Source organism: Streptacidiphilus alkalitolerans, from assembly GCF_042511045.1.
GTDB lineage: Bacteria > Actinomycetota > Actinomycetes > Streptomycetales > Streptomycetaceae > Streptacidiphilus > Streptacidiphilus alkalitolerans.
Map to the genome: position 1 here is coordinate 221,143 of NZ_JBHEZX010000002.1, position 13,003 is coordinate 234,145.

The window sequence follows — 13,003 nt, forward strand, 5'->3', positions numbered from 1 at the left end:
CCCAGTACGGGAACAGGCCCTGGACCCACCCCATGGGCCCGCTCCTGAGCGAGGCCGAGGTCGCCGCCGCCGAGAGGCAGTACGCCGTGTCCTTCCCGCCCGAGTACCGCTCGTTCCTGCGCGAGGTCGGCGACGGCGGCATGGGCGTGTACCCGCTGCGCCACGACACCGCGGGCTGGCACTGGCTCGACGACGACCACCGTCGCACCACCCCCGCGCATCTGGCACAGCCGTTCCGCAGCCCCGAAGAACGCGACCGCATGGAGCAGGACTACGAGGACCGCATGCCCCAGCGCGACTCCTTCCCCGACGAGGACACCTTCCTCACCGCCCGGACAGCGTGGAACGAGGAATGCGATCCCCTGTACGCCCAACTCGAGTCCGGAACCGTCCAGATCTCCGACGAGGGCTGCGGCAACTTCCTGCGCCTGGCCGTCACCGGGCCCGAACGCGGAACCATGTGGTGGCAGACCGGCACCGTACTCGACCCCCTCCAACCCCACCCCGCCCCATCGCCCACCAGCCGCATCACCTTCCGCCAGTGGTACTTGAACCGGTGGACACGCGTCGCCGCACGCACCCAGTGACCAACGACTCGCACACCACCGGACGTCCAGCGCACCCCAGTAGCCCAGTACGGCGTCAGCCGGGCGGCATTCCAGCTCCCCCTCAATAACAGTTCAGCGGGCGCCATACGCCCACGCCTGGCCGGCCCTTCAGGTGAGGGCTGGGAGCGGTGGGCCAGAATGGGACGCGAGGAACTCGCCACCCACATGATCAACGACCGGCGCCCAGACCGCGTCGTCGCCATCTCAAAGCTCATCCTGTCCAAATACCAGCAGCTCCAACGCGCGGTCGACCTCCTCCTCGTAGGGCTGGTCCTGATAGCCCTGTCCATACTCGTCGCAGCCGCAATCAAGTAACTTCAGCTGCGCCCGCGGAGCGGCACACCAGCAGGATCCGGGCAGCGTGATCGACCGCACCCGCCGCCTTCGGGCCGAGTTGCAGGCCAGGCACGAGGCACGCGCGGTGTGGGCGCAGCCAACTCCAGGGCAGCCGGCTCGATCCGGTGTGGCAACGGCGGCGCATCCAGGACGCCCGCCCAGCGTGATCGTGGTCTGCGGCTGGGTGCGGGCAGCGCTGAGCAAAGGGGAAGCAAAGAATCAGAGGCGGCTCCGGCGAAGTTTGTGCACATATCCCGACAAGATCACCTAGCTGCTGTCAATAACTTCGGTGGGGTGTCACCAGCGGGATCTAGCGTGCCGTCAACACCTGTGTCACCCCTTGGAAGGAACGGCGTGAAGCCACGACCGCCCGCTGTCCGGCGCTACCGAAACCGGCGCGCTGCCGCCCTGATCACCACCACTGCGCTGGGGGTCGCCGGCCTGGCGGTCCCCGCTCACGCCGTCCCCGCTCACGCCGCGCCCGCCCACGCCGCAGCCGCCCACGCCGCGGCCGCAGGCGGCGGCAGCGCGCACAGCGCAGCGGCGCTCCCTGCGGACCGGTCCCCCGCCGCGACCGCGGCCCGGCAGGCCAAGGCCAGCGGCAAGCCGGTCGTCATCAACTCGCTGACCACCGCGACCCAGCAGATCGCCGTCAATCCCAGCGGTTCCTTCACCGCCACCATCAGCGCCACCCCGACCCGGGTCTTCCACGCGGGACGGTGGATCGCCATCAACACCGCCCTGCACAGGAACGCCGACGGGACGCTGAGTCCGGGCGCCGTCGCCGGCGACCTGGTCCTGTCCGGGGGCGGCACCACGCCGCTGGCCACCCTGACCGCCTCCGGCCAGCGACTGTCCCTGGCCTGGCCGACCGCCCTCCCGGTCCCCACGGTGTCGGCCGACACCGCCACGTACCACAACGTCCTGCCCGGCACCGACCTCGCCGTGACCGCGACCGCACAGGGCGGGGTCAGCGACGTACTGATCGTCAAAACCGCGCAGGCCGCCGCCAATCCGGCGCTGCGCCGGCTGAACCTGGCCACCACCGGCCCGGGCCTGACCATCAGCGCCGACGCCGACGGCAACCTCACCGCCACCGACACGCACCACCGGGCCGCCTTCTACGCCCCCGCCCCCACCATGTGGGACTCCACTCCAGCCACTTCCGCAGCCCCGCCCACCCCGGCCACCGCGCCCTCGCCGAGCACCGTGGCCGCATCGGTCGCGCAGGCGTCGGCGAGCCCCGCGGCCGGCAGCGGCGCCCCCACCTTCCGGGGTCCGGGCGCAGCCGCACACCGCACCCGCGTGCCGGCCGAGGTCGTGGGCGGACACACCGTGGCCCTGGTCCCCGACCCGGCCGCGCTCACCGCGACCAGCAACCGCTACCCGCTGTTCATCGACCCCGCCTGGAGCCGCTGGACCGGCCAGAATCCCGGCTACGCCGAGGTCAAGCAGGGCTGCCCCAACTCGGCCAACTCCGGGAACAGCACCGCGTACGAGCCGCAGGGCCAGGGCGAGGGCGTGGGCTACAACGGCTCCCCGAGCTGCATCGGAAGCGAGGAGACGTACTACCAGTTCACTCTCCCCTCCGCCGTCTACGGCACCACCATCAACACCGCAGACACTGTCCTGAAGACCACCGAGCTCTACAGCGCTTCCGCCTCGCTGAGCGCCACCGTCAGCGCCCACCTCGCCACCAGCCCCATCAGCCCCTCCACCGACTGGAAGAACCGCCCCGGGTTCGGGCCGGCCCTGTCTTCCAAAACCGTTGGCCCGGCCAGCAGCTCCAACAAGCCCAGCACCGGCTTCGCGGTCGCGTCCGCCGTCGCCGCGGCCAGGGAGGGCGCTGTCCTCACCTTCGCTCTGACCGGTGATGAGAAGAGCGCCGACAAGGCCCACTTCAAGCGCTTCTCCACCACTCCCACCCTGGTCGTCGAGTACAACAGCAAGCCCACCGTCACCAGTGCCTACACCGCACCGGACACCACCTGCACCGCGGCCGGTCCGCCGTTCTCCAAGGTCGGCAACACCGCCATCACCCTCAAGGCCCAGCTCAACGACATCGAGCCCGGCAGCACCATGACCGCCCACTTCACCTACTCCACCTACAACGGCGCGGAGATCGCCTCCACCACCACCGGCAGCGTGCTCAGCGACGGCGTCGCACAGTGGAACATCGGCGCGCTGCCCTCGGGCGACTACACCTGGACCGTCTCCGCCAACGACGGCACCGACGACTCCGCCACCACGACCTGCCACTTCACCGTCAGCGCCGACGCCCCCGGTCCGCCCGGCATCAGCTCCTCGGTCTTCCCCACCACCGACCAGTACCCCTCGCCGAACCCCGACCGCAACGCGGGCGGAACGAACGACTTCACCTTCACACCGGCCGCCGGCAGCAGCGACACCGTCGCCTACGCCTACGCGTGGGGCGCGCCGCCGCCCACCGTCAACCCTCCGCAGACCGTCAGCACCACCGCGGGCACCGGTCCGACCAGCATCACCCTCACACCTCCCGGCCAGGGTGCGAACAAGCTCTACGTCTACGCCATCGACAGCGCCGGCAACATCTCCACCACCGCCGAGCAGAATTTCTTCACCCAGTACGGCACCGGCCCGACCGTCGCCCTGGCCACTGACTTCAACGACGACAACATCCCCGACGTCATCGGCGTGGGCACCACTGCCAACCCCGGTCTGTGGCTCTACGAAGGCAACGCGGACCACACCCTGGCGCCCCCGATCCAGCTCGGCGCCCAGGGCACCGCGAACGGCACCGGCACCGCCGCCGACTGGAACGGCGCCACCGTCAGCAGCGGCTTCCTCGACGACGACAGCGAAGGCCAGATGTCCGGCGCCGCTGTGCACAACCCCGACCTCCTGGTCCGGACCCCGGACGGTGGTCTGAACATCTACCGCGGCACCGGCAACACCGGCGACGGAACCACCTTCATTCCGAACGGCAACAATGTCTTCCCCGTCTCCTTCATCGATGCCCAGGGCAACGAGCTGCCCGGCACGAACCTGGGCCGCCAGGTCATCCCCGCCGGCGCTCTCACCAGCGACGGCTATTCAGGCGCATGGATCTACCCCAACATCAGTGCCGGTGAGAGCGCCGACCTCTGGGCCATCCAGGGCGACCAGCTCGGCTACTACGCCGCCACCAACGGTACTGCCATGTACAGCCCCTTCGCCGTCGTCTCCGGCAGCGGCTGGGCCGACAAGACCATCGTCAACGCCGGTCAGATCGGCGGCCTGCCCGCCCTGTGGGCACGCGACAACACCACCGGTGAGCTCGACCTCTACACCAGCACCGACCCCAACATCGCCGCAGGCTCCGCCGACAGCACCAAGACCGTCGTCGCCACCAGCGGCTACGCCACGGCGGACTACACCATGCTGACGTCGGCCGGAACCACCGGCCCCGATGGATGCCCCCAGCTCCAGGGCATCGACGCCACCACCGGCACGTTCACCTTCATCCCCTGCACCTCCATGACCACCCTCGGCACCCCCGTCACCACGTCCACCAGCGCCGACATGCTGAGCACCATCGACGGCGCCGCCCTTGACACACCGTAGGCGCCCAGGTCACACACGGGTGGCGACACAGCGCTCGCAGGTGAGCGGGACGGCCGGGCCTGACACTTCGTCCAGGTCACTCGACCGCGCAGACCACCTCGCCCGCGCCTGAGCATGCTCGACCACCCCGGCGGTCGCCCTTCCCCAGGGCGCCGCCGGGGCCCGGGCTTTCTCGCCCCCAGCCCGGTGACCGCAGTCCGTCGCTACGGACGGCTGAAGGTCAGATGGGTGGTGCCGCTGGGCGTTGTCACCGACTCGATCTGGAACCGCTGCTCCATCCCTTCCAGCCCGTCCCACAGCCGCTCACCGCGGCCCAGGACGATCGGGACGATGGCGACGTGGAGGTGGTCGACCAGGTCCTCCGCGAGGAACTGCCTGACCGTGGTTGGGCCCCCGCCGATCCGCACGTCGAGGCCGCCCGCGGCCTCGCGGGCCTGCCGCAGCGCCTCCTTCGGCGAGGCGTCGATGAAGTGGAAGACCGTGCCGCCCTCCATCTCCAGGGACGGGCGCGGGTGGTGCGTCAGCACGAACACCGGGGTGTGGAACGGAGGGTTGTCCCCCCACCAGCCCTTCCACTCCTCGTCGGTCCACGGCCCGCGCTGCGGGCCGAACTTGTTGCGGCCCATGATCTCCGCCCCGATCCCGGCCTTCCAGGTCCAGGCGAGGGCGTCGTCGACACCGCTGCTGCCGCCGGCCTGGCCGTGCATCTCATTGAAGGCACGGGTGTGCAGGAACCACTCGACCAGCCGGGTCCCTGCATGCCCGAACGGAGCCTCCAGCTCCTGCCCCTCCCCGGCGGCAAACCCGTCCAGCGACACGCTGAGATTGTGCACTCGAACACGCGACACGACACTCACATCCCTACTCGGACTCCATCGTCGAACCGAGCCTAGACGCGCCCACTGACACAGACCCCCTTCCGCGCGCGCGACACAGCCACCGCCCGGGCCGAGGGGAGGCGGGCGGGTGGCCGGGCGAGCGCCGCAGTCTCCGAACCACCCAGCCCCCGAACCCGCCACTTGTCAGATACATGACCGTCACGCGAAATTCACAGGCCCGGGTCTACTCGCATAGACAGCACTGCGCCATCCTGGTTCCGCGCCGCTTTCCGCTTTCTGTTTTCCGCCTTCCGCTTTCCGCGCGGTTCTTCGCGCTGACCTCACACCCCCCACAGGAGAGCAGATGAAGCCCCGCACCGCAGTCACCGTCGTCGCCCTGGCCATGGCCGCACTCGCCGTCTCGGCGCCCACGGCGGGAGCCAGCGGCACCAAGGAGTCGCAGTCGACAGCCGCCAGTCAGTTCAGGAGCGCCGGCATCACCTGGAGCTCCAGTGGCGGCTGCACCACCCGGTCCAACCCCACCTGCACCTCGTTCGACCAGATCAACTCCGGCACGGTGAGCACGATCATCACCCTCAAGCAGGCCAGCGGCTGCGCCATCAACATCACCGGCGGCACCGAAGTGGGCCACGCCTCGGGGACCTACAGCCACTACAACGGCTACAAGGTCGACGTCTCCCGCAACTCCTGCATCGACGGCTACATCCAGAACAGCTTCACCTACATCGGCTACCGCAGCGACGGCTACCCGCAGTGGCAGGCCGCCTCCGGCAACCTGTACTGCAACGAGGGCAACCACTGGGACATCCTGGTCTACTGACCTGGTCTCAGCCGATGCCGGTTACAGAGCAGATGTCCCCAGGGGCCGGACGTCGGCCCCGAGCCCCTGCCGTATTAAGCCTGGCCCGTAGTGGCCCACCGAGTAGGGCACGAACACGTCCGTGGCCTTCCAGCGCTGTGGACGATCCTGCATGGCCAGAGCTGCAGGAGCTGTTCGTGACCAGCGCCGCTCCGTTGGAGGTACTGCCGGTCGACCCAGCAGAAGGCCGCCGTTGTCTGCTTCAGCTGCAGGTCACTGCGCGATCGGCGCTGGGCAGCTTGGTGCTGAACAGCGGTGGCTTGGTCCTGGACGGCGGGTGGGTGCGGGTGTTCGGAGGCGGGACAGCCTCGGATGGCCGCACAATGCCTAGCCTGGCCCACGTCAACGCCTTCCCGGAGCGCTTCGACCCTGCTTGGAGTCCCACCGTCGGCCTTGTCGTTGGGCACGACGTCCTCGGTGGGGTGTTCGCCCTCAACGGCCACAACCCGGCGGCTGCGGGGCGCCCCGGGGCCCCGGGGCAGATGGCCTACTTCGCTCCTGACACCCTTGCTTGGGAGGCATTGGAGATGGGGCACTCGGCTTGGATCTCCTGGCTGCTTTCGGGTCGTCTGGAGACCTTCTACGACGGGCTGCGGTGGCCGGGCTGGACTGAGGACGTCGCTGCGTTGACATTCGCGCAGGGAATCAGCGTGTATCCGTTCCTGTGGACGAAGGAGGCCCACGCGGATCTCGCTGGCACCAGTCGCCGGCCAGTGCCTATGCGCGAGATACTCGGAGTCGCCACCGACTTCGCCCGACAGATGGGCACCGCCGACCCAGGATTCCTCAGCGCCGCGTAGACCTGCAACGGGGCCAGGGCTGTTCACGATCCGGCCGAACTGGACATCCGCTGGTCGCGGCTTCCCTTGATGGCGCTGTGACGGCACACTGCGGAAGTGGATTCGAACCTTTACCCCGACGTGGCCGCTGCGGGCAGCCTGGCCGTCGCTTTGGAGCAGTTGGCGGCCGGACTGGACATCCGCCTGGTGACGGTGCCCGGCCGCCCTCCGTCAGTCCATTCGGCGGGCATCGTGGCCTCGGTTCCCGATCGTGGACCCCTGTTCGTCCACACCGGAAGTCAGCGCCGCTCGTTCGGTGTCTCCGGCTGGAGCCAAGGGGTCCAACTCATCACTGGGGACACGGCGGACCTGGGGGACGTCGTGAAGGCGGGAGTAGCGTGGGGGGAGGGCAGGAGCCTGCGCGAGTTGCACGAGTCGCTGCCGTTCTTGGGCTCCAGTGAATTGGCCCAGGCACACGAACGCGGGCCGGCCGCAGCCGTCGCCGTGCAGTGGGGCCTGATGCGGGAGCAGGCAGCCGGGGCACCGGACTTCCCGGAGTTCGGCCTTCTCGTTGATGCGGCCCATGCCGAACCGCGCCTGCGCGAGTTGTACCCGTTCTCCAGCCACTGGACGCTCGGCTTCCGAGTTGCCACCGTCTATCCGTTCTGCGCCGTGGTTGCCATCGCCCCCTCGCACAACGAGCGCCCCTACCGCGTTGAGGAGTCTCCCCGCGGCGACGTGATCGGTGAATCCGCCACGGCGGAAGGGGCTGTCGCCTTGGCCGTGGCCTACCTGGCTGCCGTCGCGGAGACCGCCGAATCGGATGCATGACGCACGCCGCAGGGCACACGCCGCATGGCGCATGGCGCCGGGTCCGTGGTCGGGCACCGGCCGGGCAGCAGCAGGCCGTGGCCGTCCAACACTGCTGCTGCCACGGCCGGGGACCGTGACGAAGGTCAGGGGCTCACGCCGTTGGGTACTGCGGGCGCCCGGCCGGCCGGTAGACCTGGATCGCCACGCCCTTGGAGTCGACTCGCGACTCGACCAGGTCGAGCGCGAGATCCGGGCCGGCGTCCGGGAACAACCGCGTGCCTTGGCCGAGGACCAAGGGAATGACAATAAGAGTCATCTCGTCGACCAGATCGTTCTCCAGCAGCCAACGGATCAGGGTGCCGCTTCCGTGCACCTGCAGCTCACCCCCCGGCTCGGCCTTCAGAGCGGCGATGGCGGTCGCCAGCTCGTCCGTCAGGACGGTGGTGCCGGACCATGCCGGATCGGCGAGTGTGGCTGACGCCACGTACTTGAGCCGCGTGTTCAACGCCCGCAGGACGGGCTCCCAGCCAGGGACGTCCCGGACCGTCAAGGAGCCCCACGAGCGGGCGAACAGCTCGTAGGTCCGCCGCCCGAGCAGGAAGGCGTCGGCGCGCTGGTAGGTCTGGTTGATGAACGCCACGGTCTCGTGGTCGCCCCTTCCCAGGGCCCATCCGCCGCGCTCGAACCCACCCCTGCGGTCCTCGTCCGACGCGCCGCCGTTTCCCTGCACCACTCCGTCGACGGTGATCTGAGTCATGGTCGTCAGCTTCACGATCCGCCCTTCCCCTTGCCTCGGTGCCGCCCCTTGCGGGAGGCCTCACCCCTCCTACGAACGCCACCACCCCGATCCGACAGCACGACACTCCCTCCGCGACTGTGCCCCGCTGCATGGCTCCGAACGAGTGGACTTGTCGGGGGGTGGGGCGGATGGGGGCGTCCGTCCGGGGCGGGGGTGGTGATGTGGGCGTCTACGTCCCTGACTGGAAGAAGCGCCCGAGATGCAGAGTCCCCTCTCCCGCCGTGCGTTCACCGCTGCCCTGCTCACAGCGCCGTTGCTGGCCCCGATGGCATCGACGTCCGCCGCTGCCGTCGACGGCGAGAGCGAGAGCAGGAGCAAGAGCAGGAGCGCGAGCCTCGATCCCGCGCTGGCCTCGCGGCTGGACACGGCCGTCGAGGACGTCCGCGTGCAGGCCGGGATTCCGGGCGTCGTCGTCGGACTGTGGCTGCCGGGCCAGGGAAGCTACGTCCGTGCGACCGGTGTCGCCGACACCGCCGACCGCAAGCCGATGACCGCCGACCTCTTCACCCGGATCGGCAGCGAGACCAAGACGTTCACCGTCACCGCACTGCTCAAGCTTGTCGACGATCACCGGGTCGGCCTGGACGACCCGATCTGCGCCTACGTCGACGGCGTGCCCAACGGAGACCTGATCACGCTGCGCCAGCTCGCGGAGATGCGCAGCGGCCTGTTCCCGTACAGCGCCGACCCGGACTTCGCGCAGGCGCTGCTCTCCGACCCGAACCGTTCGTTCACCCCGCAGGAGGTGCTCGCGTACGGCTTCAAGCACTGCAACACCTTCGCGCCGGGCGAGGAGTTCCAGTACTGCAACAGCAACCTGATCCTGCTCGGCCTGGTGATCGAGAAGGTCAGCGGCCTCGATCTCATCGACTTCATCCACCAGCGGGTCCTCCGACCGGCCCGGCTGCACCACACGCTGTTCCCGCGCGGGGCCGAGTTCCCCGCGCCGCACCCGCGCGGCTACACCAACCAGACGCTGAGCGGTGAGGTCGAGGACTCCACGCAGTGGAACCCGAGTTGGGCCTGGGCGGCCGGGGCGATGATCTCCAACCTGCGGGACCTGCGCCGCTGGGCCGAGATCCTCGCCACCGGCGCGCTGCTGAGCCCGCAGACCCAGCGGGAGCGGCTCAAGCTGCTTCCGACCGGCTTCCCCGGCACGAGTTACGGCCTCGGGATCTTCGAGACCGGCGGATGGATCGGACACAACGGCTCCATCCCCGGCTACCAGAGCGTGACCGTCTACCTGCCCGCGCGGAAGGCCACCCTGGTGATCCTCACCAACACCGACGTCGGCTTCCAGGGCCAGGAGCCGTCCTCACTGCTCGCGCGGGCGATCACCGGGATCGCGACCCCGGACAACGTCTACGACGGCACGGTCCCCCCGAGCTGACGGCTGCCGCGGTGCACCGCACCGCACCGCACCTGCCCCAACACCTGGTCATCGCCCGATGATCCGGTCGAGGACGGCTGCGGCGTGCTCCGGGTGTGCTTCCAGCCACCCGCCGAGGCGCTCCTGGACGGCTTGTCCGACGCAGGCGCGCACCGCGGTATTGCCCAGCACGCCGCAGGTGGAGCCCAGGAACTCGGGATCGTCCAGCTTCACCGACACCACCGCTGTCAGACCCTCACCGACGCGCTCGGCGACACGCTCGGCGTCGAGGTCGGCGTCGGCCGTGGACAGCAGCTGCCGCTGCCGTGCGTACGCGGTGACCGCTGCCGCCACTCCCTCGCGGAAGCCGCGCTCGTGCGTACCCCCGTCAGTGGGCCGGCTGTTGGCAAAGCTCCGGACCCGCTCCCCTGCGCCGCCGCACCACCGCAGGGCCACCTCCACCGTCCCCGCCATCCGCGGCTCCTCCTGCTCGAAGCCGATCACCTGCGGATGAACAGGCGCCTCCCGCTCGTCGAGGAGGGCTACGAAATCCCGCACGCCGTCCGGGTACCGGAACCTCACCGCCCGCGACTCCCCCGGGCGGCGCCGGTCGGTCAGCGAGACCTGCAAACCCCGGTTCAGCAGGGCCAGTTCCCTGAAGCGCCCGGTCAGCGCCTCGAACGAGAGCTCAGCGGATCCGAAGATCTCGGCATCGGGCCAGAAGGTGACGGTGGTCCCGCTTCCGGTCGACGCACCCGCCTCGGTGAGCGGGGTCAGGGCCACCCCGCGCGCGTACTCCTGAATCCAGCGCACTCCCCCGCGCCGCACCTCGGCTGTCATCCGACTCGACAGGGCATTGACGACAAAGGGCCCCACCCCGCAAAGGTCCATTTCCACGTCACGCCGGCTGCAAGACCACGTCCTCGTCTGCATGCGGGTAAACAGGGCTTCGAGGCCGGGCATACCAGTGCCGCCGACCTCGTCGACGCCGTCGCCCGGCCCGTCGTCGGCGAGGCACACGCCTCCGTCGGGCATGAGCGTGATGTCCACGTGGCTGGCGCGACCGGCCAGAACATCGTTGACAGCCCGGCCTGCGGCCTCGAACACGAGCTGACTCAAGCCGCGTTCACCGGTCGAGCCGATGTACATCCCGGCCCGTTTCCTGATCGCCTCCCACCCCTCCAGCACCTGGATCTGACTGGCGTCATAGTTGGTGGCTTCCTCGCCCACGAGCGTCCCCTCCGGTGCAGTCCAGCAGAACTCCCCAGCGTAGGCGAATCCCTGAAAAACACCAGCTCAGGCAGTGTTTACCGAGGGCTGGACGGGCGACTGACAGCCTCCCCGCAGGCCGCCGCCCCCGAGGTTGCGAACCGGTGCGAAATCGCTGCGGCGGGCCCGGCGAAGCCGTGTACGACACCGTTTCCAGCGGCTCCGAGGTCACCAATTCACATTCCCGCCAGGGGCCGCCCCGTGAGGCTGACGGGGCCTCACCCCGGGAGACACCGGCGCCGGACGGCGGGGGTGGGCCGCCGGCCGGCGCCGGTGCGTATCCGGACGGTGGGTCTACTGGGAGACGGTCACCGAGTCGATGTTGGCCGGGCCGTCCGCGACGGTGCCGGTGACCCGGACGGTGTTGGCGCCCGCGTTCAGGGGCACCGAGATGGTGGCGGTGGACCAGGTGTCCCAGTTGGCGGTGACCGGGAAGTTCAGGGTGCCGCGGGAGGTGCCGTTGACCGTGATGGTCGCGGGCCGCGCCGCGGTGGTGCCGTCGGAGTAACGGAAGCTGAGGGTCTTGGTGCCGGCGGTGGTCGCCGTGACCGGGATCTGGACGTAGGCGCCGACGGCGTTGGCCGGGTTGGCGAAGCCGGTGCCGGTGAAGCCGAGGTGGTTGGAGTCGAAGGTGCCACCGGAGGACAGGGTCCCGGTCTCCGCCTCGAACAGGGTGCCGCTCGGCGGCGGCGGAGTGGTCGTACCCCCCGCCAGGCTCGCACCGAGGGTGTTGAGGGCGTTTTGGACCAGTGCTTGGGCGTTGTCGCTGAGGTTGGCGTTGGTGCCGTTGACGACCCAGGAGGGGCCGGAGAAGATCGCGACGGTGACGCCGTTGTCGACGCCGCCGGTGGTGCCGCTGCTGGGGATGCCGAGCAGGCTGGCGGTTTTGACGGAGGCTTCGCCCAGTTCGCGGGAGTCGTTGTCGGAGGTGGTCTGGGAGTTGCCGGTCTGGGTGTCGCCGAAGATCGCGCCGATGGCCTTGCCGTTGTAGAAGACCAGCGCGAACTGGCGGCCGGAGATGCCGTGTTCCTTGTAGAAGAAGTGGGGGCAGGGGGTCTTGTTGTCCCAGCAGTCGTCGCCCAGGACGTAGAACGGTACGTGGTGTGCGGCGAGTTGTTTGCCGCTGCTGTCCTGGAAGGTGGTCTCGCCCTGGTGGTCGGGGTCCGGGTCCGGGTCGCTGCCGTCGTCGTCGATGGCCATGCTGGAGGTGTAGACGAAGACGCCGGAGGCGGGCTGGTACACGTTGACGTTCTGGGCCCGGGTCATGGTGTTGATGTGGGGCTTGGTGTTGACCTGGGTGGCGGAGGTGGAGTGCTGCTGGATGGCGGCCAGGACCTGGGCGGCCGTGTACGTGGTGGCGGCCGGTGCCGCGGCCGGGTGTGCCGCGAGGACGGTGGGGAGCGTCGTGGCGGCGTCGGCGTTCGCGATGGCCAGTGGGGTGGCGAGCGCGAGGGCCGCGGCGATGCCTATGGCGAGGCGGGTACGGGTCGATGACATGGCGGTGGGGGCCTCCGTCAATCATTGGTAAGATTACTTAACGAATCGAAGCACCTCCGACCCCCGGTGCGCAATCATCTCGTTAATTAGATTTACGAAATCTGCACCTCCAACTCGACGTGCAATTAACGATCTTGACGTGCCGTCCGGAAGCAGTCCGGCGGCGACCGCACCGGTAGGGGTCGATTCTAGTTAGGAAAGTTTCCTTACGAGAACCCTTGACGGTTACAACGGCCGGGGGTTAACTCTCGAA

General features: G+C 69.3%; 10 protein-coding genes. 6 read left to right on the forward strand and 4 right to left on the reverse strand.

The features are described from left to right. Positions 1 to 32: 32 nt before the first annotated feature. Positions 33 to 587 carry an SMI1/KNR4 family protein gene (locus ACEZDG_RS04820; protein WP_380502740.1) on the forward strand — a complete coding sequence of 185 codons (555 nt, stop codon included), beginning with the start codon at positions 33 to 35 and terminating at the stop codon, positions 585 to 587. A 711-nt stretch (positions 588 to 1,298) separates the two neighbouring features. Continuing rightward, positions 1,299 to 4,526: an FG-GAP repeat domain-containing protein gene (locus ACEZDG_RS04825; RefSeq protein WP_380502743.1), complete on the forward strand. Its 3,228-nt coding sequence runs from the start codon at positions 1,299 to 1,301 to the stop codon at positions 4,524 to 4,526. Positions 4,527 to 4,729: 203 nt separating this feature from the next. Here the strand turns inward: ACEZDG_RS04825 and ACEZDG_RS04830 are convergent, their stop codons facing one another. After that, positions 4,730 to 5,374 carry a dihydrofolate reductase family protein gene (locus ACEZDG_RS04830; protein ID WP_380502746.1) on the reverse strand — a complete coding sequence of 215 codons (645 nt, stop codon included), beginning with the start codon at positions 5,372 to 5,374 and terminating at the stop codon, positions 4,730 to 4,732. A gap of 334 nt (positions 5,375 to 5,708) precedes the next feature. On the opposite strand from ACEZDG_RS04830, the gene ACEZDG_RS04835 reads away from it, so the two are divergent. The 3 genes from ACEZDG_RS04835 (at position 5,709) to ACEZDG_RS04845 (ending at position 7,834) form a co-directional block, all read left to right on the forward strand. Next, the gene (locus tag ACEZDG_RS04835) at positions 5,709 to 6,185 is read left to right on the forward strand and encodes a hypothetical protein (RefSeq protein ID WP_380502749.1); all 477 of its coding nucleotides are present in this window, start codon (positions 5,709 to 5,711) and stop codon (positions 6,183 to 6,185) included. A 137-nt stretch (positions 6,186 to 6,322) separates the two neighbouring features. Beyond that, positions 6,323 to 7,024 (forward strand): DUF2625 family protein, encoded by a 702-nt coding sequence (locus ACEZDG_RS04840; protein ID WP_380502752.1) that lies wholly within the window; start codon positions 6,323 to 6,325, stop codon positions 7,022 to 7,024. A gap of 96 nt (positions 7,025 to 7,120) precedes the next feature. Beyond that, positions 7,121 to 7,834: a DUF6193 family natural product biosynthesis protein gene (locus ACEZDG_RS04845; protein WP_380502755.1), complete on the forward strand. Its 714-nt coding sequence runs from the start codon at positions 7,121 to 7,123 to the stop codon at positions 7,832 to 7,834. Between the two features lie 133 nt (positions 7,835 to 7,967). Here the strand turns inward: ACEZDG_RS04845 and ACEZDG_RS04850 are convergent, their stop codons facing one another. After that, on the reverse strand, positions 7,968 to 8,588 hold the full coding sequence (locus tag ACEZDG_RS04850; RefSeq protein WP_380502758.1) for a dihydrofolate reductase family protein: 621 nt from the start codon (positions 8,586 to 8,588) through the stop codon (positions 7,968 to 7,970). Positions 8,589 to 8,814: 226 nt separating this feature from the next. Here ACEZDG_RS04850 and ACEZDG_RS04855 point away from each other — a divergent pair, with 226 nt between their 5' ends. Then, on the forward strand, positions 8,815 to 10,005 hold the full coding sequence (locus ACEZDG_RS04855) for a serine hydrolase domain-containing protein (RefSeq protein ID WP_380502761.1): 1,191 nt from the start codon (positions 8,815 to 8,817) through the stop codon (positions 10,003 to 10,005). Between the two features lie 48 nt (positions 10,006 to 10,053). On the opposite strand, the gene ACEZDG_RS04860 is transcribed toward ACEZDG_RS04855, so the two are convergent. Both ACEZDG_RS04860 and ACEZDG_RS04865 read right to left on the reverse strand, forming a co-directional pair. Then, positions 10,054 to 11,214, reverse strand: coding sequence for a DNA gyrase subunit B (locus ACEZDG_RS04860; protein WP_380502764.1), 1,161 nt, complete (start codon positions 11,212 to 11,214; stop codon positions 10,054 to 10,056). A 333-nt stretch (positions 11,215 to 11,547) separates the two neighbouring features. Then, positions 11,548 to 12,750, reverse strand: a complete 1,203-nt coding sequence (locus ACEZDG_RS04865; protein WP_380502767.1) for a glycoside hydrolase family 75 protein — start codon at positions 12,748 to 12,750, stop codon at positions 11,548 to 11,550. Between the last annotated feature and the right edge of the window lie 253 nt (positions 12,751 to 13,003).